Origin of the sequence: Amycolatopsis sp. NPDC005961 (assembly GCF_040629235.1) — a bacterium.
Classification (GTDB): Bacteria; Actinomycetota; Actinomycetes; order Mycobacteriales; family Pseudonocardiaceae; genus Amycolatopsis; species Amycolatopsis camponoti.
The window spans coordinates 35,001-58,461 of record NZ_JBEXVF010000034.1 but is presented as its reverse complement, the minus strand read 5'-3'; the positions used below and the strand labels follow the sequence as shown (position 1 = coordinate 58,461).

Sequence of the window (23,461 nt, the reverse complement as noted above, 5' to 3'; positions counted from 1 at the left end):
AAAAGCGGCTGAACCGCCGCGGTGTACGGGGACCGGCGGTAGAACGGAAAGTTCGAGACCTACGGGGAGATCTCGGATGGACGACACACAGGAGCGGCCGCCGCCGGTTCAGATTCCGGCTCCGGTGGGGGGCTTCGTCAGCCGGGAAGCGGCCTTCGACCTCATGGATCGGACGTGGCGGCGCCGGGTGGACCGGCCGCCCGTCGTGGTGCTGACCGGCATCGGTGGGGTCGGCAAGACGACCGTCGCCGTCCGGTGGCTCAGCGATCGCCGCGATCGGTTTCCCGGTGGCCTTCTCTACACCCGCCTGACCGAAGCCGGCGGGGATCCGGTGCCCGTCAGCGAAATCCTGTTCGGCTTTCTCGTCGCGATCGGCGTCCCCGCTGACACGATCCCGCCGCGTTCCGCAGAGCGTTCGGCCGTGTTCCGGGCCGCCATCGCGGGCCGGTTCGTCGGCATCCTGCTCGATGACGCCGTCTCCGCCGGGCAGGTGCGCGCGCTGCTGCCCGCGACCGCGTCGGCGATGGTCGTGGTGACCAGCCGGCGGCAGCTCAGCGGACTCGCGATGGACGGTGCGGAACTGCTCGACCTGCCGCCACTGACCCCGGACGACGCGCGCCGGTTGCTCGGCGAGGTGGTCGGGCCCGAGCGGATCGACGCGGAACCGGACGCGACCGGAACGATCATCGAGATCTGCGGCGGACTGCCGCTCGCACTCGGCATCATCGGCGCCCGGTTGCGGGCCCGCCCGCTGCGGAGCATGGCCAGGGAAGCGAGCGCTTACGCGCGTCATCTCGGCGCGGGCTCCGGCGCACCCGACGACGTCCGCGAGGTGCAGGCGGTCTTCGACACGTCGTACGCCGCACTGCCCGATGGCGCCGCCCGGCTGTACCGCACATGCGGTCTGCACCCCGGCCCGGACGTCTCGCTCGACGCACTCACCGACGTTCTCGGCGAGTCCTTCGCGCACGTCGAAGACGCCGTCGACACGCTCGTGTCGGAGAACCTCCTCGCCGACGCCGCCGATGACCGGGTCGCCCAGCACGACCTGCTGCGCCGCGATGCCCGCCTGCGCGCGGAGCGGGAACTCGAACCCGCCGACCAGGCCGCCGTGGTTCGCGGGTTCACCCGGTGGTACCTCAACCGGGCCCAAGCGGCGGACGACCTGATCCACCCGCAGCGCCCTCGACTCGGTGTCACCCCGCCCGGCAGGCACCGAACAGCGTTCTCGGACCGGGCCGCCGCGGTGGCGTGGTGGCGGCGTGATCTCCGGTCGATCCGCGCGGTGGTCACCGAGGCCGACCGGCGGAACTGGGACGAAGAGCTTTGGCAGTTCTGCGAAGCGTCGTGGGGGTTCTTCCTGCACCACCGCGACTACGAGCCCTGGGTGGCGATGCACACCGCGGGGGTGGCCGCGGCCGAGCGGTGCGACGTCCCGCTGGTGGAGGCGAGACTGCGTTCGCAGCTCGGCTTCGCGTACGCCAAGCTCCGCCGGTTCGACGAAGCCGTCACCCAGAATTCGATCGCGTTGCGCCTCGGCGAGCAGCACGCGCACGGCCCCACCCAGGCGACCGCGCTCTCCCAGCTCGGGCGGGCCGTGCGCGGCCAGGGTGACCTCTTCGCCGCGCTCGGGTACTACCGGCGGGCCGCGCGGCTTCAGGAGGACCTCGGAATCCCCCGCGGAGTCGCGCTGTGCCGGCGCCGGTGCGGTGAGGTCCTGGCGAAGCTCGGCCGCGACGACGAGGCGATCGTCGAGCTGACCGCGGCGGCGAAGACCATGGCCGAGCTGGGGGATCCGATCCAGCACGTGCGGGCCACCACGGCCGTCGCGAGGCTGCGTTCGAGGCAAGGCAGGCGCGACGAAGCCCGGCTGGTCCTCCTGGACGCCCTACGGGTCATACGCGACCTCGACTCGCCTTATTACACGGCCGAGGTGCTGGAGATCCTCGCTGACGTCGAGTCGGACGCCGGACACAGCGAGGACGGCCGCCGTCACCGCGCCGAGGCACGCGAACTCCGGGTCCGGCTCGGAGACCCACAGGCCGGCGAACCGGCCACGGACCACGCAGGCACAGCCGCCGGGGAACGCGGCGAGCGCGGCGCCGGCGCCGACAGCCGATGACAACGCCCGTGACGCCGCCAGGACCGCCGCGGCGCCATCACCGGATTGCCGGCACACCAGCAGGTCGCCGGCTTCCCACCAGGCGCGCGGCGCCTCCTCCGCGACGACCAGCACGTCGGCGCCGCGGCCCGGCCCGGACAGCCGCAGGTGCCAGACACCGGGTTGCCGCACGACCACGAGCGCACCCCCGCTCGTCACGCGATGTCCCGAAGCGGGTTCGGCGACCGCACGAAGCGGGTGCTCGCCGCACCGTCCGGCTCGGGCAGCTCGAGGAGTTCGTACATCGCGCGCCGCAGGACGGCCGCGGCCTGTCCAGGGCGGGAGGTGATCGCGGCCCGGACCACCCTGGCGAGACGATCACTCGCTCGCGAAGCGACTTCCTCCTGCGGCGCCAAGGCAACGTCGTACCGCAGTCCGGGAGCGTGGCGACGGACCAGGTCCGCGATGCTGCCGGGGCGGATGGCCGAGCCGCCGTCCACCGCCAGGGTCACCGGACGGCCGAGCGCTGCCGCGTAGGCGGTGGTCGAGCCGTAGTCGCCGATCACCCAGTCGGAGGCCACCATGGTCGCCTGCCAGCCCTGGTCGGGCGGGATGAGCAGCAGGCCGTCGCGGAGGCAGTCCGCGAACCACGCGGTGACCTGGCGCCGTCCGTGCACGGTCCAGACGTTCGGGTGCAGCACGGCCGCGACGGCGTAGCGGCTGGGCGGCAACGCGTCCCGCAACGCGTGGCAGAGCCGGGGAAGCCGGCCGAACACCGAGTCGGCCGACCAGGTCGAGCTGACCGTCACCAGCCGGCGCCCGGGATCGATGCCCAGCCGGTGCCGGTAGATCTCCCGCAACGCCACGCTTTCCAGCATCTCGTCCAGGCAGATGTCCCCGACCACCAGTGCGCGCGGCAGCGCCTCGGGACACGACCGGCGCAGCGCCGCGACCTCCGCGTCGGTCGCCAGCCCCAGGACGGCCGGCAGGATCCGCCCGCGATGGGTGAGCAGCTCCCGGTCTAGCCCGGTCGCCGGGAGCGTCGCCGCGCCGGCCTTGCGGCTGAACCGCCGTGACTTGACCGTCCCCGCGCCGTGCGCGAGCAGGAGGATCGGGCCGTGCAGTTCGTCGAGGTGCCGGTGGCTGGCCGCGAGCACCAGGTCGAAACGGTGCTGCAGGGCCTGGTGCCAGGGCAGGACCAGCCCGTGCTGGGCTCGGACGAACTCCTCGACGCCGTGCCAGCCGTCGCCGGTGTGCGGCACGGTGAACACCGTCTGCACGCGGTGATCCGCCTCCAGCAGCGGCAGCGCGTCGAGCAGCCGGGTACCCGCCGTCATGGTGGGCACGACCACCACCGCGTTCCGGCATCCCGATCTGGTGACCCGGCGATCGGCGTCCAGGCCGATCGGCCCACGAATCCACTTGTCCATGTTCGCGCACCCTCCCGTATTCGTCGCGACCATGCGGCCAGCGTGCAGCGGCCGTTCGACAAGGCGCTTGCGCACGTTGGACAAAAAACTGACAACCGATCGACAGGTCGTTTCCGGTGCTCGTCGTTATCCGGTTGTCATAGCGTTTCCGTCCGGTGGGTGCAAAACTCGTCAGGAGGAGCGGGCGACCGTGCCACCTCTGCGGGGAGGGGACGCAGAATGGAGATCACGTTCGGAATTCTCGGGCAAACAACGATGCGTGTGCACGGGAATCTGAGCGTGCGGTGGACCCACCGGCGCGAACGCAACGTCGTTGCCGCGTTGCTGACCCAGCCGGGGCGGCGGATGTCGATCGAAACCCTGGTGAACTGGGCCTGGAACGACGACGAAGTACGGCCGCGCGCCCCGCGAGGTGCGCTCTACAAGTGTGTCGCCCGGCTCCGCCAGGCGCTCGACCAAGCCGGGGCGCCCGCGAAGATCGTCGCGATCAGCGGCGGCTACCAGCTCGAGATCGCTCCCGAGCTGATCGATTTCCACGCATTCCGCTCGGCGATGCGACGGGCCCACGAACTGAGCGACCAGGACGAGCACCGGGAAGCGTGCGAAGCGGCACGAGCCGCGCTGACGTTGTGGCGTGACGAACCGCTCGCCGGAATTACGTCGGAACCGGCGAGGAATTGGCGGACTTCCGTCACCGCGAATCACTGGATTCCCGCCAACACGTTCCTGCTCTCGGAACTGCTCATCGCCGGACGGCCGGACGAAGCACTGATTCTGCTCGACGAACTGAGCCGTGAGTGCGCCAATGAACTCTGGTTCGCGAAGCTGCGTTTGCAGGCGTTGACCGCCGTCGGCCGTTACGCGGCGCGCAACGAGTACTACCTCGACATGTACCGGTACTTCCACAAGGCCGGGGACGACCAGGCCGCCGAGGACCTCCGTGCGCTGCAGGACCACCTGCGTGCGCCGGAACCCCTTCCCGCGGAGCCGGACCCGGGCCCGGCGGACCGGCCGTACGCGCCGCCGACGCCGTTGCGCGAGCTGCCGCGCGACGTGGCCGGCTTCACCGGCCGCGCCGACGTCCTCTCGGACCTCGACGCCGCGGTGACGCCGCCCGGCGAGGCCTTCGTCCCGACCGTCGTGGCGGTGACGGGCCCGCCGGGTGTCGGCAAGACCAGCACCGTCGTGCATTGGGCCAGGAAAGCGGCATCGCGGTTCCCCGGCGGTGCGATGCTGATCGACTTGCACGGGGTCGGTTCCGTGCCGCGGGTCGAGCCCGCCGACGCGGTCGGCGTGCTGCTGTCGGCCTTGAACTACCCCGTCGACCAGATCGTCGGCGCGGCCGGGCGGGCCGCGCGGTTGCGCAGTCTCCTGAGCGAGCGGCCGATGCTGGTCGTGCTCGACAACGCCGAAGACACCGCGCACATCGAGCCCCTGGTCGGCGTCCTGTCCGACTGCGCGGTGATCGTCACCGCGCGCCGGCGGCTCAAGGCGCTCGTCCGGCGGCACCAGTGCCCGACGCTCACCCTCGACCCGCTTTCCGGCGAACTGTCGGCCGAGTTGCTCCGCCGGCGGCTGGGTGACCGTTCGCTGCGGGAACCGGACGCGGTCGCGAGTCTCGCGTCGCTGTGCAACGGGCTGCCCCTGGCCTTGACCATCGTCGCCGAACGGGCGGCCAGCCGGGCGGGCAGCCGGCTGCAGACCATCGTCGAGCAGGTCCGGGACCCGGCCACGCTGCTGACGATCAGTGACGACGGCGACGGCGAAGAGACGAACCTGTACTTGGCGTTCTCCTGGTCGTACCAGTGCCTCGAGCCGGCCGCGCAGCAGGCTTTCCGGGTGTTCGGCCTGCATCCGGGCCCCGAGGCCGGCGTCGAGGTGCTGGCGTCGGCGGCCGGTGTCCCGGTGGCGGAGGGCCGGCGGGCACTGGACCTGCTCGTCGCGGCCCACCTCGTCCAGCAACCGGGCGACGGCGACCGGTACCGCATCCACGACCTGTTCCACCACTTCGCCCGGGCGCTGAACACGCCGGGTACGCCGGTGGACGGGCCGCGCCGGCGGCTGGTCTCCTACTACCTGCACACCGCCCACAACGCGCACCGGATCGTCCACCCGCACGGGCTGGGACCGAAGATGCCGCCGGTCGAGCCGGGGTGCCGGCCGGACCGGTTCACCGATCCGCTCGCCGCGATGCGCTGGTGCCTGCGCGAGCGGGTGAACCTCACCGCGATGGTCCGCTACGCCGCCGACCACGGCCTCCACGAGTTCGCGTGGCGGTTCCCGCACGTCACCGGCGGCATCCTGAACCGCTTCGGGTACTTCGACGACATCATCGCCGGTCTGACCGTCGCCGTCCGGTCCGCCGCCGCGGCGGGGGACGACCTCGCCCGCATGGCCTGCCTCAACGACCTCGGCTACCTCCACCTGCTCGCCGGGCACGACGCGGTCGCGGAGACCCACCTGCGGCAGGCCCTCGACCTCGCCACGGCGCGGGACGTCCCGCTCGCCGTGCTCACGGCGAAGCTCAACATGGGGCACCGGCACCGGCACGCGGGGCGGCTCGACCAAGCGGCGGCGCTGTACGAAGAATGCGCCGCCGCCGCCCACGAAATCGGGGACGAGGAGCGGCAGGCGAAAGCCGCGCACAATCTGGCCAAGACCCTGGCCGAGCTCGACCAGCCATATCGCGCGCTCGAGCACCTGCGGCAGGCGCTGCGGCTGCGAAGGGGAATGGGCGATGCGTCGGCGCTGGCCGAAACGCACACCGAACTCGTCGGCGTCCACACCGACCTCGGCGAGTTCGATTCGGCGCACGCGCACTGCCGGGCGGCGATTCCGCTGCTGGAAACGGTGCGCGATCTGTCGGCGGTCATGCGACTGCACACCGCACGGGCCGACCTCGCGCTGGCCGAAGGCCGATTCGACGACGCCTTGCGGTTCGCGAGGGAAGCGGTGGTCTTCGCCGAGCGGTCACATGCGGCGACGGGAGAAGCCCGCGCGCTGACCGCTCTCGGAACCGTCCTGGCCCGACGCGGTGACCTGGAGCCGGCGCGAATCGCCTGGGAGCGGGCCGCCGGGCTGTACCGTGACCGGGAACGCCACCGCCGCGCCGAGCAGGTCGAACGGCTCCTGGCCGAGCTCGGTGCCGCACCCGACGTCCCGGACGTCCGGATGAGTGACGAGGACACGGTTTCCCTGCCCTCGCCGCCCCGCTATCACTCTTCATAGCCCACTAGAGAGTGAATCACCGAACGTTCGTACACTCTCACCATGCGTCTCTCTGGGCAAACGTGCAGGTGCCGGCCACCAGCGGCTGGTTCATCGCAGCGAATGCCTTTTACGGACACGGCTGTAGGTAACTCTACGTCAACAAAAGGCTTGCGGCGAGGCGTCCGCTTGCCCTAATCTTCGCGCCAACGCAGCGCGACACTCGGGATTCTCTTTGTGGGGCCGCGCCGAATTATTTCTGTTGCTTGCAATTCGGAAGGAAGTAGATGTTCTCCCTGTTCTGGTTTTGGTGTTAGTGCGCTGGAGGCGCCCGGCCAAGTCGGGCGCCTCCAGCTCTCGGTTACGGTGACCGAAGCATCGACTTCAGGCCACAGGTGGTGAACATGGACGCGACCAGGCGGCTCATCGTCCTCCGGCACGCCAAGTCGGACTGGTCCGACAACCTTCCCGACCACGAACGCCCACTCGCTCCCCGCGGGCTCCGCGACGCGCCCAACCTGGGCCGCTGGCTCGGCGACCACGGCTACGTCCCCGATCGCGTCGTCTGCTCCACCGCCCGCCGCACCAGGGAAACCTGGGAGCACGTCAGTGGCGCGCTGCCGGGGGAACCTCCCGTCGAGTACGACGAAGACCTCTACGGCGCCGGTCCCGAGGAATTCCTGGAAGCCGCGCGACGGATTCCCGGCGACGTCACCACCCTGGCCCTCGTCGGGCACGAGCCCGGGGTCAGCGAACTGACCCTGCACCTCGCCGGTTACGGGGAGGACACCCGGCTGGTCCAGGCCAAGTTCCCGACCGGCGCCGCGGCCGTGCTCGCCACCGCCGACACCTGGGCGGACCTCGCCACCGCGCGGCTCGAAGCCTTCTTCCGTCCCCGCGACTGAACCCGCCAGGGCATTGCCCCGCAGAGTTCACATGCGTACTCTCCATTCACTCACAGGGTTGACGTTCATATTCGTGAATGGAGCGGACATGATCTTCCGCCACACCGTCGTGGCTGCGCTCGCCGTGGCCGGGCTCGTCACTTCCGCGGCCGCGCCCGCCGAGGCCGCTCCCGCGGCGAACGGCTGCAGCGTCCCGGTCATCGGGCCGATCTGCGCTCCGAACACCACCGTCCTCGACGGCGGCCGGCTGCTGCGGACCAAGTTCGCCGCGCTCGTCGGCGAACGGACGGCCAAGACCGCCTTGGACCACCTGCTCACCGCCGCGAAGACCGACCTCACGACCGGGCCCTGGAGCGTCACCACCAAGAAACAGGTCCCGCCCAGCGGGGACAAGCACGACTATCTCAGCCTCGCGCCCTACTGGTGGCCGACCACCGCGCCGACCGCCGAAAACCCGTGGGGCTGCCCCTTCGTCCAGAAGGACGGGCAGCGCAACCCGATCGTCGACGAGATCACCGACCACGCCTACCGCGGCGACGCCTTCGCCGCGATCTACCGCCTCGCGCTGGCCTGGTACTACACCGGGGACACGCGCTACGCCCAGCGCGCGGCCCTCGACCTGCGCACGTGGTTCCTCGACGCGGCCACGAAGATGAACCCGAACATGAACTACGCGCAGGGCATCCCGTGCAAGGTCGACGGCCGTGGCATCGGCATCATCGAGTTCTCCTACACACTGACCCAGGTCGTCGACGCCACCGCGATCCTCGCGACCGGCGCGCCCGGCTGGAGCAAGACCGACCAGGCCGGCATGACCGGCTGGTACGCACAGTTCCTGAACTGGTTGCGCACCAGCAAGAACGGCACCGACGAAGCCAAGGCGCAGAACAACCACGGCAGCTTCTACGACATGCTCGCCGCCTCGCTCGCCCTCGGTACCGGACAGCGTGACCTGGCGAAGACGATCGCCCAGGACGCCGGACCGAACCGCATCGCGCCGCAGGTCGCCGCCGACGGCTACCAGCCGGCGGAAGCGAGCCGGACGCGCAGCTGGCACTACTCCAACTTCAACCTCGTCGCGCTGACGCGGCTCGCGCAGATCGGCAAGCACGTCGGCGTCGACCTGTGGCACTACACCGCACCCAGCGGCGCGACCCTGTTCAAGGCCGTCGACTTCCTGGTGCCGGGTGCGACGACGGGACAGTGGCCGTACCCCGAACTGGACTTCCGGCCGTACGCCGCGCTGGACGTGCTGCACGCGGCAGCCGACGCCGGTGACAAAACCGCGCGGGCCGCTTTGCCGCGCGTGCCCGTCCAGCCCGGCGGCGACCTCTACCCGGTCCGGCCCGCCGCGGAACAGCTCGACGACATTTCTACGTCCTGAAGAAAGGGCCCGGCCTGGACAGGCCGGGCCCTTTCCGGGAATCAGACCCCGGCCACCTGGGAAATCCAGCTGCGATAACGCGTGATGTTCGTGTACGCCGTGTTGTTCGACCGGTCGCTGGTCGACGCGACGCCGACCTGACGCCCGGACGCGAACATCGGGCCGCCCGAGTCGCCGCCGGCCGTGATGCCGTTGACGCGGTTCGCGCACACCGCGACGCCGCCGGTGTAGTCGCTGCAGCCGATCGAATTCACGCGCACCGTCGCGACCTTCAGGTACCGCGACTGGCAGTTGATCTCGGAGCCGCACTGGCTGGTCGCGCCCCAGCCGTAGACCGAGACGTTCTGGCCGACCGAGACGTCACCGACGTTGCCGAGCGGCGAGTAGGTGGCGTTCACCGAGGTCGTGAGCCGGACGATCGCCAGGTCGGCGCTGCCCGGGTACCGCGTGATGGTGGAGCCGGTGGCCATCGTCCCGCCGCTGGACTGGTCGAGGCTGCCGATCCGGAACGTGTACGTCCCGGAGCTGCTGACGCAGTGCTTCGCGGTCAGGATGTACTGCGGCGCGATGATCGTCGCGGTGCAGTTCTGCTGGCCGTTCACGAACAGGCGGGCCGCCCAGGGGCCGCTCGAGGCGGTGCTGCCACCGATGATCGACGGCTGGGCCTGCGGGGTGGTCTGGGCGGTCGCCGGGCCGCCGAGGCCGACGACGGCCAGCGCGGTACTCGCGGCCAGCAGCACGAACTTGCCGAATTTCACGCTCACTCCTTTTCGTGCGGAGAACCCGCACGGGAAAGCCGGTGGGGACCGAACGAGAAGAGTGTCCGAGTTTTCGGGGAATGTCCGGAACCGACGAAAGTCCGGTGGTGTCCGTATTTATTTCGCCGAGTGGACTACGTGCAGTTCCCGTACTGTTCCGCGCTCAACCCACGGGTTGAGGGCCATTTTAATCCGGAGCTTGAGGACTCCGGCGTCGCGCCGCCCTAGCGTTCCCGGCGGGAACCGGAGGGGGAGCCATGACGGCGAAGGCCGAGCGGATCGCGGTGGGGACGATGCTGGTCGTCGCGGTGGCGTTGTGGGGATGGGCGCTGAACAGGCCGTTGCAGCCGTACTACGCCGCCGCGGTGCACTCGATGTCCCACGATGTCGCGGCGTTCTTCTTCGCGGGCTTCGACCCGGCGGGGGTCGTCACGGTCGACAAACCGCCCCTCGCGTTCTGGACCCAGACGCTCGGCGTGGCCGTGTTCGGCTTCCACACCTGGGCGATCGCGCTGGTCCAGGTCGTCGAAGGCGTGGCCGCCGTGTTCGTGCTGCACCTGGTGGTGCGCCGCTGGGCCGGCCCCCGCACCGCCCTGCTCGCCTCGGCGCTCTTCGCGCTGACGCCGATCACCGCGGCGATCAACCGCGACAACTTGCCGGACACCTTGCTGGTGCTCCTGCTGCTGCTCGCCGCCTACTGCGTCACCCGCGCGATCGAGGACGACGCGCGGTGGCTGGTGTGGGCCGGCGTGTTCGTCGGACTGGGTTTCCTGACGAAGATGCTCGCCGCGTGGATCGTGCTGCCGGGCTTGGCCATGGCGTACTTCGTCGCGGCGCCCGGCTCGCGCGGCCGGCGTCTCGCCTGGATCGGCGTCGCCGGCGGCGTGACGCTCGTCGTGTCGCTGGCCTGGCCCGTCGTCGTCACGTTATGGCCGGGCGCGAAGCCGTTCGTCGGCAGCACCACGGACGGCTCGGTCTGGCAGCTGGCCTTCGGCTACAACGGCGTGACGCGGCTGGTCGGCGGTTCGACCGGGATCGGCGGCGGCTACGGCGCCACGGTCGGCGCGGCACTCGGCGGCGGCGCGGGTCCACTGCGGCTGTTCGACGCCGAGGTCGGCGGGCAGATCGCCTGGCTGCTGCCGCTCGCGCTGGTGTCCCTGGTCGTCGCGGCTTGCCGCGCCCGCGGCGCCGCACCGGGCACGAAGGCGGGCTGGGTGCTGTGGGGCGGCTGGCTCGTCGCCGGCGCCGCGGTCTTCTCGTTCACCGGCGGCATCTTCCACGCGTACTACACCGCCGAGCTCGCGCCGGCGATCGCGTCGCTCGCGGCCGCCGGGCTCGTCACGGCTTGGCGGTGGCAACGTTCGCCGGGGCCGGTCCGGTTCGTGCTGCCGGCCGCGGTCGCGGGGACGGCGCTGCTCGCGTTCCTCCTCCTCGGCCGGACGCCGGACTGGCTGCCGTGGCTGCGGTACACCGTGCTCGCGCTGGCGGTGCTCACCGTCGTCGTGGCGCTCCTGCGGGCCCCGCGCGTCGTGGCCGCCACCGGGCTGGCCGCCGTCGTCGCCGGTCCCGCGGCCTTCGTCGTCGACACCGCAGTGCGGCCGGTCAGCGTGCTGGAGACGGCCGACCCCGGTGCCGGGCCGCCGTCGACGGACGCGGTGCGCACCGTGGTCGGCATCAACACCGGTGCCGGTGCCGAGGCCGGGTACGTCCGGTTCATCAACGACGCGTACCGGCTCAGCCCTGGTCAGCGTGCGGTGCTCGCGTATGCGGAAGCCCAGGCGCCGGGGAGCGTTCTCGCCGTCGAGGGCGGGACGTACGGCGCGGACCCGTTCCTGCTGAACACGGACGCGCGCGTGGCGCCGCTGGGCGGGTACATCGGCTTCGATCCGGCGCCGTCCGCCGCCGACCTGCCGCGCTGGGTGTCGGCCGGGAAGCTCCGGTTCGTGCTGCTGCCGCACGTGTTCCTCGAGATCGGCCGCGGCGCCGCGAAACCCGTGGTGGCGGACGCGGACGAGCTGACCCGGCGCATCGGGTGGGAGGCGACGCACTGCCGTCCGGTGCCGCCCGCGCGGATCGGCCCGGACGCCGCGTCCGCCGGGGTGCTGTTCGACTGCGGCGTCAGGCCGTGACCTTCGCCGGCGCGCTGCGGCGCAGCCAGTACAGGCCGATGACCGGCAGGACCAGCGGGATGAACAGGTAGCCCTCGCCGTAGACCGACCAGACGGTCGGGTGCCGGAACGCGGCCGCGTCGACCAGGCTCAGCGTGCCGATGGTCAGCACGCCCAGCAGCTCGATCGAGCACGCGGTGAGTGCCACGCGCCACCAGCCGTCGCCGCGCCGGGCCAGCGCGATGGTCGCGACGATGTACACGACCGCGGCGAACGCCGAGAGCAGGTACGCGAGCGGTGCCTCGTGGAACTTCGTGCTGATCTGGACGCCGGCCCGCGACGTCGCGGCCAGCGCGAAGATCGCGTACACGGCGACGAGCACCCGCCCGGGGCCGGTGGCCGTCCTACGCTGTTGCTCCACTCCACACCTCGTTCAGTCGCAGCACCATCACCGGGATGGCGATGCAGGCGATGCCGAGCACCGCCGTGCTCGACCGGCTCCGCTCGGCCAGGGCCCAGGCGGCGCCGACCGGCAGCACGACCAGGCTGCCGATCAGGTAGGCCAGGTAGGTCGCCAGGCTGCCCGGGCGATCGCCGCCGACGAGCAGCACGATCCCGATCACCAGCTGGACGACCAGCAGGACCTCGACGACCGCGATCCCGATCAGGAGCGGTTTGTCCGGCAGCCGGTTGCGGGCCGACTGGACGAAGCTCCACAGCGCGACGAGCGTGGCCGCCACGGCGACTGTCACGGCGAATCCGAAGATCACCCGTTCCTCCTTCCGGTCCGCCGGCCGCCAACTTACTCCGTGGTACCGGTGGGCCCGTCCGCCGAGGTACCGCGGGCGTGGCCTGGGCCACCCGGTCCGCTCCACAGTGGACAATCCCGCTCAACGAGATATACGTACACCAGGTTAATTGATCACGACAAGACCTTGATGGCATTGTGCCAATTCGGCGGTTTATTCCGTGTTATCCTCGTGTGGACCTGGGGGAATGTTGGAGAAAGCTTCGTGTTACACCCCGACAGGGTGGTTGGCCATCGGTCAAGAATCACGCTGGGTTCGACTACCGACAGGTAAGTGCCCTTTTTGCCTACCTCGGATAGCCCAGTTGAACCCCCGGGTTGGCGGATAGGCGAGAGGCCGTCCGGCATGGGGGAATATTCCTCGTCCCCGGAGCCGAGTTGCCCGGGGGGAACCCGGAGGGGAATCTTCGATGGACCTGCGCTACGAAGCATTTTGCTTCGCCGACCCGTTGTTCTACGACGAACAACTGGAAATCGGTGCGCCGGTCGACGACTTTTCCCAGGCGCTGCCGACGCCGGCCACCGGCTGGGTCGCCGCCGACCGCGGCATCTGGCGGTCGCTGAGCCCCGAGGGTCGCCAACTTCCCGGCCAAGGCTGGAAAATCCACGTTTCCGCTGGTCTGGACAATGCGCGGCGCGTGCTCGTGCAGGTGCATGAGTACTGTGTCGAGCACCGGATCGCCTACAAGCACCTCCGCTCGCTGATGATCCTGCTCGCCCGGAATTCGAAATACGCCCCTCGTGACGGCAGTGGCAAGCTCATCACCATTTACCCGGCTGACGAAGACGAGCTGGGGCGTGTTCTCGAAGATCTGGCGGTCCGGCTCGAAGGTGAGCACGGTGCTTATATCCTGAGCGACCTCAGATACGGCGACGGCCCACTCTACGTCCGTTACGGCGGATTCGCCGAACAGTGGGTCGAACACGAGGGCAACCGCGTCCTGGCGATCCGCAAGCCGGACGGGCGGCTCGTGCCCGACAAGCGCGAACCGACGTTCTCCGTCCCCGACTGGGTGAAGATTCCGGCCTGTCTGCAGAGCAGTATCGCTGCGCGTAGAAGCGGCGACCCGGACCAGTTCCCCTACCGGGTGACGCGCTCCTTGCACTTCTCGAACGGCGGCGGCGTCTACCTCGCCGACCCCAAGGCGGGCGGCGACGAGGTCGTCCTCAAGGAAGCCCGTCCGCACGCCGGCCTGGACCGTGCGCAGATCGACGCCGTCGCACGGCTGCGCCGCGAGCACGAGGTGCTCGACGCGCTGGCCGGCGTCCCCGGCGTGCCCCGTGCCTTCGAGCACTTCACCGTCTGGGAACACCACTACCTCGCCATGGAGTACATGCCCGGCACGTCGCTCGGCAACTGGCTGGCCCGCAACTACCCGCTGACCAGGCGTGACACGACCGAAGCCGACCTCACCGCCTACGCCGCCCGCGCCCTGGCCGTGCTCGCGAAGGTCGAGGAGACGATCGAGGAGATCCACGCTCGCGGTTTCGTCTTCGGAGACCTGCACGCGTTGAACATCCTGATCGACGAGGACGACGAGAGCCGGGTCTCGCTGATCGACTTCGAGATGGCGGCGACCCTCGAGTCCGGTTCCCGGCCCGCGCTCGGCGCACCGGGTTTCCGCGCACCGGCTGACCGGACCGGCTTCGAGATCGACGAGCACGCCCTCGCGGCGTTGCGGCTGTGGATCTTCCTGCCGCTGTCGGCGTTGCTGGAGCTCGCGCCGGCGAAGCTGCGCGGCATCGCCGACTTCGTCGAGCGCCGGTTCGGCCTCCCCGAGGGTTACGCCGACGCCGCGGTCGCGGTGCTGGCTTCGCGTGACGACACCGCGGAGCCGGCACCGGTTCACACGGAGCTCGGCCAGGAGAAACCGGACTGGCCGCTGGTCCGCAAGCAGATCGCCGAGGCGATCCTGGCCAGCGCGACTCCCGAGCGCCAGGACCGGCTGTTCCCCGGCGACATCGAGCAGTTCCGGGTCGGCGGCGCCTGTTTGGGTGTCGGTGCCGCGGGCGTGCTGCACGCTCTCGACGTCGCCGGCGTCGGCCGGTTCCCCGAGCACGAGCGCTGGCTGATCGATGCGGTCCGCCGTGAGCCGCCGACCCGGCCCGGGTTCTACGACGGCAGTTACGGCATCGCGTACGTGCTGGAGAACCTCGGTCACCACGACGAGGCGGGCCGGCTGCTCGCGTCGTCGGCGCGACTCGTCGAGCAGACCACCGACCACGCGCTCGAAGGCGGACTGGCCGGGATCGGGCTGACGCAGCTGCACTTCGCCGCCGCCCGGCAGGACAACGAGTTCGGCCGGCAGGCGCTCTCCACCGCCGTCCGGCTGGCCGAGGCGCTCGAGACCGCCGCGCCGCCCGGGAAGTTCGCCCGCGCGGGCCTGCTGTCCGGCTGGTCCGGTCCGGCGCTCCTGTTCATCCGGCTCTTCGAAGGCACCGGCGAACCCGCGTGGCTGGCGTTCGCCGACCAGGCGCTGCGCCGTGACCTCGAAGAATGCGTGCTCGCCGACGACGCGTCCTTGCAGGTCCGCGACGGTGCCACCCGCACCCTTCCGTACGCCGCCATCGGCAGCGCGGGAATCCTCATGGTCGCCGAGCAGCTGGCTCGGCACCGCCCGGACGCGGTCGCCTGCGAGAGCCTGCCCGAGCTGCGTCAGTCGTGCCGCGGCGAGTTCGTGATCCACCCCGGCCTGCTCTACGGCCGGCTCGGGCTCGCGGTCGCCCTCGGCATGGGTGCCGAACCCGAGCAGCGCGTCCGCGAAGCGATCGACCTGCACCTGGCCCGGCTGGCCTGGTACGCCGTGCCGTTCCGCGGCGGCCTCGCCTTCCCCGGCAACCAGTTGCTGCGGCTGTCGATGGACGTCACCACCGGCAGCGCGGGAATCCTCCTCGCGCTCGCCGCCCTCCTGGACGGCAAGGAGGTGCTGCCCTTCCTGGGCAGCACGCCGTCCCCCCACACCTCCGGTCGCTGAAGACCGGCGGAAACGAAGAAACCGATGAAAGGAACACCATGGAACTCGTTCTGGAGCTGCAGGCCCTGGAGACCCCCGAGGTGCTCAACGGTGGTCACGGTGGCGGGGGCGGCGCGCCGTCGAACCTGAGCCTGCTGGCCTCCTGCACCAACAGCACCCTCTCGCTGCTGACCTGCCACTGACCTGGCAAGTCCGTCGGCAAGTAGTGCCTAGGTGAACGGTGCGGGAGCGGCACAGGCCAAGTGCGCCGCTCCCGCACGTTCATTGTGGCCCCGGTACCGCCCCGGTGGTACCTCGTCCGAAGGAGTGAGATGCGCGGCTCCGCCGATCGGCTCCTGGTCCGGGTAGCCGGCCTCGACCGTCCGCGACTCGCCGCCATCGTCGTCACCGCCCTGGTCGCCACCGCGGCCGGGCTGCTCCTTCCGGGCGCGCTCGCGGCCGCGGTCGACGCCGTGGTCGCGGGCCGCCCGAGCTGGCCTGAAGTCTCGTGGCTGTTGTTCGTGGGCGGCGCGGAAATCGCGGCCGACGTCGTCGGCGGGATCCTGACCACCCGCGTGACGGCGACGGCGTCCGCGTGGTTGCGCCGCACCCTTTCCGACAAGCTCTTCACGCTCGGCGCCCGGTCGCGTTTCGCCGAGGGCGACGCGATCAGCCGCCTCACCGGCGACTGCGTCGGCGCCGGCGGCATCGTGACGATCGTCGTCCAGTGCGGCTCGATGCTGGTCATCTCGACCGGCGCCGTGGTGCTGCTCGCCGTGCAGGACTGGCGGCTGGCGCTCGTCTTCCTCGGCAGCATCCCGTTCGCGCTGCTGCTCGCCCGCAGCCACCTCAAGCACACCGCCGACGACGTCCTCGCCTACCAGCAGGTTTCCGGCGAGCTCGCCGCCCGGATGGTCGACGCGGTCGCCGGCCTCCGCACGATCGCGGCGTCCGGCACAGCCGACCGCGAAGCCGAGCGCGTGCTGCGCCCCCTGCCGAAGCTGGGCCTGGCGGGGCTCGGCATCTGGCGCACCCAGGCCCGGATGGTCTGGCGCGCCGGCCTGCTGACGCCGGCGGTCGAGATCTCCGTGCTGGCCGCGGCCGGCTTCGGCGTCCTCGCGGGCCGGCTCAGCGTCGGCGACGTAGTGGGCACGCTCGGCTACGTCGCGCTCGGCCTCGGCCTGGTCACCCAGATCCCGCTGCTCACCATGCTGTCCCGGGCGCGCGGCTGCGCCGAACGGCTCGTCGAGGTTCTCGACGAGCCCGAACTCGTGCCCGGAAAGCTCCCGCTGCTGCCCGGCGACGGCACCGTCGAACTTCGCCACATCGGCGTGACGGGCGCACTGGCGGAGATCGACCTGCGCATCGACGGCGGCACCTTCCTCGCGGTCGTCGGCCGGTCGGGCGCGGGCAAGTCCGCGCTGGCCGGCGTGCTCGGCGGACTGATCACGCCCGACGAAGGCCAGGTCCTCCTCGACGGCCGCCCGATCGAGCGCCTCCGCCGCGAGGAGCTGCGCGCGGTCGTCGGCTACGCCTTCGAACGGCCCGCACTGCTCGGCGCGACGGTCGCCGACGCGGTTGGCTACGGCACCTGGGCCGGCGAGTCCGCCGTCCGCACCGCGTGCCGGACCGCGCAGGTCGACGAGGTCGTCGTCCGCCTGCCCGACGGCTACCGCACGCCGTTGGCCGAGACCCCGCTTTCGGGTGGCGAAGCCCAGCGCCTCGGCTTGGCCCGTGCGATCGTGCACAACCCGCGCATCCTGATCTTCGACGACGCCACGGCCAGCCTCGACACGGTCACCGAGGCCGCGGTCGAGCGCGCCTTGGCCGACGCGCTGCCGGGCCGCACCCGCGTCGTCGTGACCCATCGCGCGGGCACCGCTGCCCGCGCTGACCTGGTGGTCTGGCTCGAAGAGGGCCGGATCCGCGCGGTGGCCCCGCACGCCGCCCTCTGGCAGGAGTCCGGCTACCGCGGTGTCTTCACGGAGGACGACGAGTGAGCCTGCACCGGTTGTACTGGTCCGCGCTCGCCGGGCAGTGGCGTGGCGGTGCGGTGCTGCTCGTGTGTTCACTGCTCGAAGGCGTACCTGCTTTCTTCTCGGGACGGCTCGTCGAGCTGTCCGTGGACCGTGGGTTTTCGGTCGGCGACCCGGCGGCCGGCCTCGGCTGGCTGACGTTGTTCGGGCTCGCTGCCGTGCTCGGCGCGTTCGGCTCGCGGATGGTGTGGCACCAGCTCGGCAAGGTGGTCGAGCCGCTGCGCGACGCCCTGGTGACCGCGGTCGTCCGTGGTGTGCTGCACGACGAGTCCCCGCCGCGCAACCAGCCGGACTCCAGCGGCGTCGCCCGGATCACCCAGCACGTCGAAGTGGTCCGCGACGCGACCGCCGGCCTGTTGGTGCAGGCCCGCGGCATGCTGGTGACGACGGCGTCCGCGCTCGCCGGCCTCGTGACGGTCGCCGGCGCGCTGGTGGTTCCGGTCGCGGTGCCGGTGGTCGTCTCGTTGGTCGTCTTCGCCTGTCTCCTTCCCTCTCTGGCCCGCCGCCAGCGCGCGCTTGCGCTGGCGGACGAGCACACGGCTGCGACGGCCGGCGCGTCCCTGGCCGGCATGCGCGACATCGTGGCCTGCGGTGCCGAGCCGATCGCCGCGCTGGCGATGTACGACGCGGTCGACGAGCAGGCGACGGCCGCGATCCGCGTGGCGCGGTCGAGTGCCCTCCGAGCCCTGGTGATCTCGCTCGGCGAGTTCATCCCGTTGTTGCTCGCGCTGGCGATGGCTCCGGGCCTGGTGGCCCGCGGCGACCTGACCGCGGGCGCGGCACTCGGCGCGCTCGTCTACCTGGCCACGACGATGCAGCCGGCCCTCCGCGGTCTCGCCGCCACGGCAGGCACCGTCGTCCTGCGCCTGCTGGTCGCACTCCGCAGGCTGGCGGAGACGGCCGAGCTGCCCGCCATACCCGACGGCACCGCGACTCCGCGCGGCACCGACATCCAGGTTCGTGCGCTGACGTTCGGCTGGGGCGCGACGGCCGAACCTGTGGTCCGTGGACTGGACCTGGACTTGCGGCCGGGGGAGCACCTCGCCGTCGTCGGGCCGAGTGGCATCGGCAAGTCGACATTGGCCGGCTTGCTGACCGGGATGCTGACGCCACAAGAAGGCCGGGTCCTGCTGGGCGGCGTCCCGGTCAGGGACGTGCCCACGGCGCTCCGCCACAAGCTGGTGGCGCTGATCCCGCAAGAGGCGTATGTCTTCGCGGGAACCGTGCGGGATAACGTCGGCCTGTTCGCGTCGTCAGCCTCGGACGACACGCTGCTGGCCGCCATGGACGCCGTAGGCGCGGGCGCGTTGCTTCGGCGCCTGGGCGGTCTCGACGCCGAGATCGGTCACGGCGGCGAAGGCATCTCCGCGGGCGAAGCGCAGTTGCTCGCACTGGCCAGGGTCTACGCCAGTTCGGCGGAATTCGTGATCCTCGATGAAGCCACCTCCCATCTTGACCCTGTGTCGGAAGCCCGTGCGGAGCGGGCCTTCGCCGCGCGGGGTGGTGTTCTGGTGGTGATCGCGCACCGGCTTTCGTCGGCGTTGCGCGCGGATCGCGTCCTCGTCATGGACGGCCGCGAGACCGCTCTGGGCCGCCACACCGACCTGTTGGCCGGGTCGGCGCGGTACGCCGAACTCATGCAGGCCTGGGCGACACCGGTGGCTGGGGAAGCAGCCACCGGTGCCGAGCCGACCGCGGGTGCAGGCAGCCAACCGGCCGGTACCGGGGGCTCGCCGCCTGCGGGCAGTGGCGCGGCCGTTGGCGGGGCGCCTGCCGGCAACGGCCGCGCGACCACTGCGAATCCGCCAGTGGGCACAGGGTCTGCGGTCGCCGCCGGGGCGCCTGCCGGCGACGAAGCCGCAGCTACTGCTGGTCCAACTTCGGATGTGGGGTCCGCCGCGGGCACGCCTGCCGGCAACGGAGCCACGAGCGGGCCGCCTTCTCACAACGGTGCCACCGGATCGACGCCTAGGCCGCCATCCGTGTCGCGAGCCGCTCGAGTGAGCTGACTTCCCGTCCACTGTGGACGTATCTCTGGGGACTTCCAGATTATCGCGGCCGAACGGCCGGGGAACCCCTCGTCGTGAATCTGTGGACAACTCGCCGATCTTTTCCCCGCCTGTGGACAACTCGGGCCGTCCGACCGGTTCTGTCGGGGCCGTCGTGCATGATCGGAAACACGGGAAGAACCCGGCCCGGAACCGGCACCGTCAGAGAGGAGGTGAACCGCCGGCGGTCGACGTCATCCGGGTTGCAGTGCTTCCAATGCCTCACGCAGCTTGCCGGCGAGCGGTGTCGGCCGGCGGGACTCGCGGTCCACGAAGACGTGCACGAAGTGCCCTTCCGCGACCAGGGACTCGTCGGCGGCGTACATGCCGATCTCGTAACGCACGCTGGACTTCCCGAGGTGCGCCACGCGCAAACCGACCCGCAACGTCCCAGGAAAGGAAACCGATGAGTGATAACCGCAGTGCGACTCGACGCACAGCCCGATCACCTCCCCGGCTTCGATGTCGAGGCCGCCCTGCTCGATCAGCCAGGTGTTGATCACGGTGTCCATCAGGGAGTAGTGCACCACGTTGTTGACGTGCCCGTAGACGTCGTTGTCCTTCCAGCGCAACGGAACCGTCTGCCAGTGCGGGTACCCGTTCACCACAGTGACACCGACTCGCGCAGGATGCCGGAAAGATCATCCGCGGACGCCTCGCGGGGTGCGGTCGCCAGTAGCCGCTGCTGCTTCAGCGTTCCCTCGACCAAGGAGTCCACATCGGACTCCGTGTAGCCGACGGCACCGATGCCGTCCGGGATGCCGATCTGCCGCATCAGGTCGATCAGCACCGCGGGCAGGTGGTCGGCGAAGTCACCCGGCCACTCGAAGTCGGGCGCCAGCAGGCGTGCGACGCGCAGGTGGCGGTCCGGCGCGGCGTCGAAGGTGAAGCGGAACGCGGCGGGTGCGGTCAGCGACACGGCCATGCCGTGCGGAACCATGGGTTCTTCGCCCGGGTAGCCATCCGGGTGGAAATCCCTGACCTGGCCGGCGATCGGGTACGCGTTGGCGTGCGGGATGTGCACGCCGGCGTTGCCGAACCCGAGCCCGGCGAACGTCGCGGCCAGGGCCATGGCTTCGCGTGCCTTGAGGTCGTCGCCGTCGCGGACGGCGGCGGGGAGGGCCCACGACAGCAGCCGCAGTGACTGCTCGGCGAACATGTCGGCCAGCGGGTTCGCGCCGCAATACGGCACACGCTGCTCCGGGCGCTTGCGCTCGAACTCAGTGTACGGCTTCGCGGTGTAGCTCTCGGCGGCGTGGCAGAGGATGTCCATGCCGCTGGCCGCGGTCACGCCGGCGGGCTGGCTGATGGTGAGCCGGGGGTCGACGACGGCGAGGGTCGGGCGCAGCCGCAGGTGGCTGATCCCGCTCTTGACGCGCAGGGACAGCACGTCGAGCACGCAGACCGTGGTGCTCTCCGAGCCGGTGCCGGTGGTCGTGGGAACGGCGACCAGCGGCTTCAGCGGGCGGTCCGGCGCGCGGCCGCCGCCGACCGGGGCGTTGACGTAGTCCATCAGTTCGCCGTCGTTGCTGGTGAGCAGGTTCGCCGCCTTGGCGGTGTCGATGGCCGACCCGCCGCCCACGGCGACGAAGGCGTCGTACGGACCGGTTCCGCGGGCGAAGTCAACCGCCTTCTGCATGCTGACATCGGTGGGTTCGACGTGTACGCCGTCGAAGACCTCGACTTCGATGCCGTAGCCCGCGATCCCGTCGGCGATGCGGCGCGGCCAGCCGGTCGCGGCGACCTGTGGATCCGTCACGACGAGCACGCGGTGCACGCCGTACTGGGTCAGGTCGTAGCCGATCTCGTCGCTCGAGCCGGTGCCGTACTTCAACGCCGGTGCGCCATAAGTAAAAACGGTTTCATGTTCGGTCGCGGCCAAGACTGCGGTCCTCGCTCCCTTGATCGGCTAGCAGTCGGTCAAAGCGGACATTCAGCCCATCCTTACCGGGTTTCGGCGAAGATCACTTGACTGCACTGAACGGTGCCCGCCTAAGCTCTCCTCATTAGATACCAACTGGGAGCGACCGTCGCCCAGACGGCCGTGCGGATCCTGACCGAGGCACGGGTCCGCCGCGTGTACGCGGTGGTCGGCGAGTCCTTCCTGGAACTGCTCGACGCCCTGCAACGCGAGCGGGAGATCACGCTGGTCTCGGCGCGCCACGACGCGGGCGCGGCTTTCATGGCGGAGGCGGAGGGCAAGCTCACCGAGCGGCCCGCCGTGCTGCTCGCCAGCCGGGGCCCGAGTGCGGCGAGCCTGGCGATCGGCGTCCAGACGGCGTACCAGGACGAGACGCCGATGGTCGTGTTGCTGGAGACGCCGGCGACGGAGCCGGTGCCGTCGTCGTCCGGGGAGCTGCCGACGTCGGACCTGACGGCGATGTTCGAGTCGATCGCCAAGTCGACGCTGCGGGTGACCGACCCGGACAGCCTGCCCAGCTTGCTCGCGCACGCGCTGACGACGTCGCAGGAAGGACGTCCGGGGCCGGTCGTGCTCGGGGTGCCCTGCGACATCTGGGGCATGCCCTACGACGCGGCGAAGCCGATGGCGCGGGTCCGGCCGCCGGCTTCCGGCACGCTGGGCCGTTCGGCTGACGCCGTGGCGCAACTGGTGGACGAGGCGAAGTACCCCGTGGTCATCGTCGGCGGGCGGGCCCGGTCCGCGCGTGACGAGCTGATCGCGGTCGCCGACGAGCTCGCGCTGCCCGTCTACAACGCCTTCCGGCGGCAGGACGCCTTCCCGGAGAACCACGCTCGGTACGCCGGCCACCTCGGGCTCGGCATCCCGGCGCGGCAGCTGGACGCTCTGGAGCGGGCCGATCTGGTCCTCGCTCTCGGCACTCAGCTCGACGAGGTCACCACCCAGGCCTACCGCTACCCGACGGCTCAACAGACACTGATCTTGGTCGGCACCGGCATCGACGTCAGCTCGCGGCGGCGTGGGCTGACCTTCCGCGTCGACTCCGAGGTCGAGCCGTTCCTGCGGGAGCTGCGCGAGGTGGCGTCGCCGCGGACGCGGCGGGCTTCGGCGGCGAACGCGGCCGTCCACACCTTCATGACCCCGCCCGACACGAGCGGCAACACCCGGGTGCACCCGGTGGACGTCGTCCGCGCGCTGCGGAAGCTGGCGCCCGAGGACACCATCGTGACCAGCGACGCCGGCAACTTCGCGCAGTTCATGCACCGGTACTGGTGCTTCACCGCGCCGCGCAGCCAGCTCGGTCCGAGCAACGCCGCGATGGGCTACGCCGTTCCGGCCGCGGTGGCGGCGAAACTGGCCGAGCCGAGGCGGACCGTGGTAGCCATGGTGGGGGATGCCGGGACGCTGATGACCGGCCAGGAGATCGAAACGGCCGTGCGGTACCGGGCGCCGGTGATGGTCGTCGTCTTCCAAAATGGCGTTCACGGCGCGCTCGCCATGCACCAAGCCCGCACACACGGCAGGCTGTCCGGTGTCTCCATCCCGCTGACGGACTTCGCGTCCTGGGCGCGTGGGCTCGGCGCGGCCGGGTACACGGTGGACGATCGTGAGGAGCTCGAACCGATCATCGCCAGCGCACTGGTGCGGCAGCGCCCGTGCGTCATCGATGTGCGCACAGACCCGGACGTGGTGACCCCGGACGTGCGGCTTTCGGCCCTGCTCGGGCAAGCGCGTCCGCAACCGCCCGCCCAGTAAGGGTTTGCTCGGTTTCGCTTCGGAAAACGCCGGGTAAGTTCTGTGG

General features: G+C 70.9%; 16 protein-coding genes. 10 read left to right on the top strand and 6 right to left on the bottom strand.

The window, feature by feature from the left end; all coding sequences use genetic code 11:
* Nucleotides 1-76: 76 nt before the first annotated feature.
* Nucleotides 77-2,122 carry an NB-ARC domain-containing protein gene (locus ABZ342_RS27490; protein ID WP_360478620.1) on the top strand — a complete coding sequence of 682 codons (2,046 nt, stop codon included), beginning with the start codon at nucleotides 77-79 and terminating at the stop codon, nucleotides 2,120-2,122.
* A 194-nt stretch (nucleotides 2,123-2,316) separates the two neighbouring features.
* On the opposite strand, the gene ABZ342_RS27485 is transcribed toward ABZ342_RS27490, so the two are convergent.
* On the bottom strand, nucleotides 2,317-3,531 hold the full coding sequence (locus ABZ342_RS27485; RefSeq protein ID WP_360478617.1) for a hypothetical protein: 1,215 nt from the start codon (nucleotides 3,529-3,531) through the stop codon (nucleotides 2,317-2,319).
* 279 nt (nucleotides 3,532-3,810) lie between these two features.
* Here ABZ342_RS27485 and ABZ342_RS27480 point away from each other — a divergent pair, with 279 nt between their 5' ends.
* The 3 genes from ABZ342_RS27480 (at nucleotide 3,811) to ABZ342_RS27470 (ending at nucleotide 9,027) form a co-directional block, all read left to right on the top strand.
* Nucleotides 3,811-6,759, top strand: a complete 2,949-nt coding sequence (locus ABZ342_RS27480; RefSeq protein ID WP_360478614.1) for a tetratricopeptide repeat protein — start codon at nucleotides 3,811-3,813, stop codon at nucleotides 6,757-6,759.
* Between the two features lie 383 nt (nucleotides 6,760-7,142).
* Nucleotides 7,143-7,643 (top strand): histidine phosphatase family protein, encoded by a 501-nt coding sequence (locus ABZ342_RS27475; protein ID WP_360478611.1) that lies wholly within the window; start codon nucleotides 7,143-7,145, stop codon nucleotides 7,641-7,643.
* 88 nt (nucleotides 7,644-7,731) lie between these two features.
* On the top strand, nucleotides 7,732-9,027 hold the full coding sequence (locus tag ABZ342_RS27470) for an alginate lyase family protein (protein ID WP_360478608.1): 1,296 nt from the start codon (nucleotides 7,732-7,734) through the stop codon (nucleotides 9,025-9,027).
* A 41-nt stretch (nucleotides 9,028-9,068) separates the two neighbouring features.
* Here the strand turns inward: ABZ342_RS27470 and ABZ342_RS27465 are convergent, their stop codons facing one another.
* Entirely contained in the window at nucleotides 9,069-9,785 is a 717-nt protein-coding gene (locus ABZ342_RS27465; protein WP_360478605.1) for a trypsin-like serine protease, read from the bottom strand.
* 257 nt (nucleotides 9,786-10,042) lie between these two features.
* Between ABZ342_RS27465 and ABZ342_RS27460 the strand changes: the two genes are divergently transcribed.
* Entirely contained in the window at nucleotides 10,043-11,914 is a 1,872-nt protein-coding gene (locus ABZ342_RS27460) for a glycosyltransferase family 39 protein (protein ID WP_360478602.1), read from the top strand.
* On the opposite strand, the gene ABZ342_RS27455 is transcribed toward ABZ342_RS27460, so the two are convergent.
* Nucleotides 11,904-12,275 carry a hypothetical protein gene (locus ABZ342_RS27455; RefSeq protein ID WP_155549437.1) on the bottom strand — a complete coding sequence of 124 codons (372 nt, stop codon included), beginning with the start codon at nucleotides 12,273-12,275 and terminating at the stop codon, nucleotides 11,904-11,906. The two genes, ABZ342_RS27460 and ABZ342_RS27455, sit on opposite strands and share 11 nt — an antisense overlap.
* Before the next feature lie 22 nt (nucleotides 12,276-12,297).
* A complete protein-coding gene (locus tag ABZ342_RS27450) occupies nucleotides 12,298-12,663 on the bottom strand; it encodes a hypothetical protein (protein ID WP_360478599.1) in 366 nt (121 codons plus the stop codon).
* Nucleotides 12,664-13,111: 448 nt separating this feature from the next.
* On the opposite strand from ABZ342_RS27450, the gene lanKC reads away from it, so the two are divergent.
* The 4 genes from lanKC (at nucleotide 13,112) to ABZ342_RS27430 (ending at nucleotide 19,700) form a co-directional block, all read left to right on the top strand.
* The gene (lanKC, locus tag ABZ342_RS27445; RefSeq protein ID WP_360478596.1) at nucleotides 13,112-15,676 is read left to right on the top strand and encodes a class III lanthionine synthetase LanKC; all 2,565 of its coding nucleotides are present in this window, start codon (nucleotides 13,112-13,114) and stop codon (nucleotides 15,674-15,676) included.
* A 38-nt stretch (nucleotides 15,677-15,714) separates the two neighbouring features.
* Nucleotides 15,715-15,858: a SapB/AmfS family lanthipeptide gene (locus ABZ342_RS27440; protein WP_155548626.1), complete on the top strand. Its 144-nt coding sequence runs from the start codon at nucleotides 15,715-15,717 to the stop codon at nucleotides 15,856-15,858.
* Between the two features lie 129 nt (nucleotides 15,859-15,987).
* Nucleotides 15,988-17,655 carry an ABC transporter ATP-binding protein gene (locus tag ABZ342_RS27435; RefSeq protein ID WP_360478592.1) on the top strand — a complete coding sequence of 556 codons (1,668 nt, stop codon included), beginning with the start codon at nucleotides 15,988-15,990 and terminating at the stop codon, nucleotides 17,653-17,655.
* Nucleotides 17,652-19,700, top strand: coding sequence for an ATP-binding cassette domain-containing protein (locus ABZ342_RS27430; protein WP_360478589.1), 2,049 nt, complete (start codon nucleotides 17,652-17,654; stop codon nucleotides 19,698-19,700). The genes ABZ342_RS27435 and ABZ342_RS27430 overlap by 4 nt, the downstream gene beginning before the upstream one ends.
* A 233-nt stretch (nucleotides 19,701-19,933) precedes the next feature.
* Here the strand turns inward: ABZ342_RS27430 and ABZ342_RS27425 are convergent, their stop codons facing one another.
* Both ABZ342_RS27425 and ABZ342_RS27420 read right to left on the bottom strand, forming a co-directional pair.
* Nucleotides 19,934-20,347 (bottom strand): thioesterase family protein, encoded by a 414-nt coding sequence (locus ABZ342_RS27425; protein ID WP_360478586.1) that lies wholly within the window; start codon nucleotides 20,345-20,347, stop codon nucleotides 19,934-19,936.
* Nucleotides 20,341-21,621, bottom strand: coding sequence for a hydroxyacid-oxoacid transhydrogenase (locus tag ABZ342_RS27420; protein ID WP_360478583.1), 1,281 nt, complete (start codon nucleotides 21,619-21,621; stop codon nucleotides 20,341-20,343). Before ABZ342_RS27420 ends, ABZ342_RS27425 begins: the two co-directional genes overlap by 7 nt.
* A 135-nt stretch (nucleotides 21,622-21,756) precedes the next feature.
* On the opposite strand from ABZ342_RS27420, the gene ABZ342_RS27415 reads away from it, so the two are divergent.
* Nucleotides 21,757-23,415 carry a thiamine pyrophosphate-dependent enzyme gene (locus ABZ342_RS27415; RefSeq protein ID WP_155548631.1) on the top strand — a complete coding sequence of 553 codons (1,659 nt, stop codon included), beginning with the start codon at nucleotides 21,757-21,759 and terminating at the stop codon, nucleotides 23,413-23,415.
* Nucleotides 23,416-23,461 lie beyond the last annotated feature (46 nt).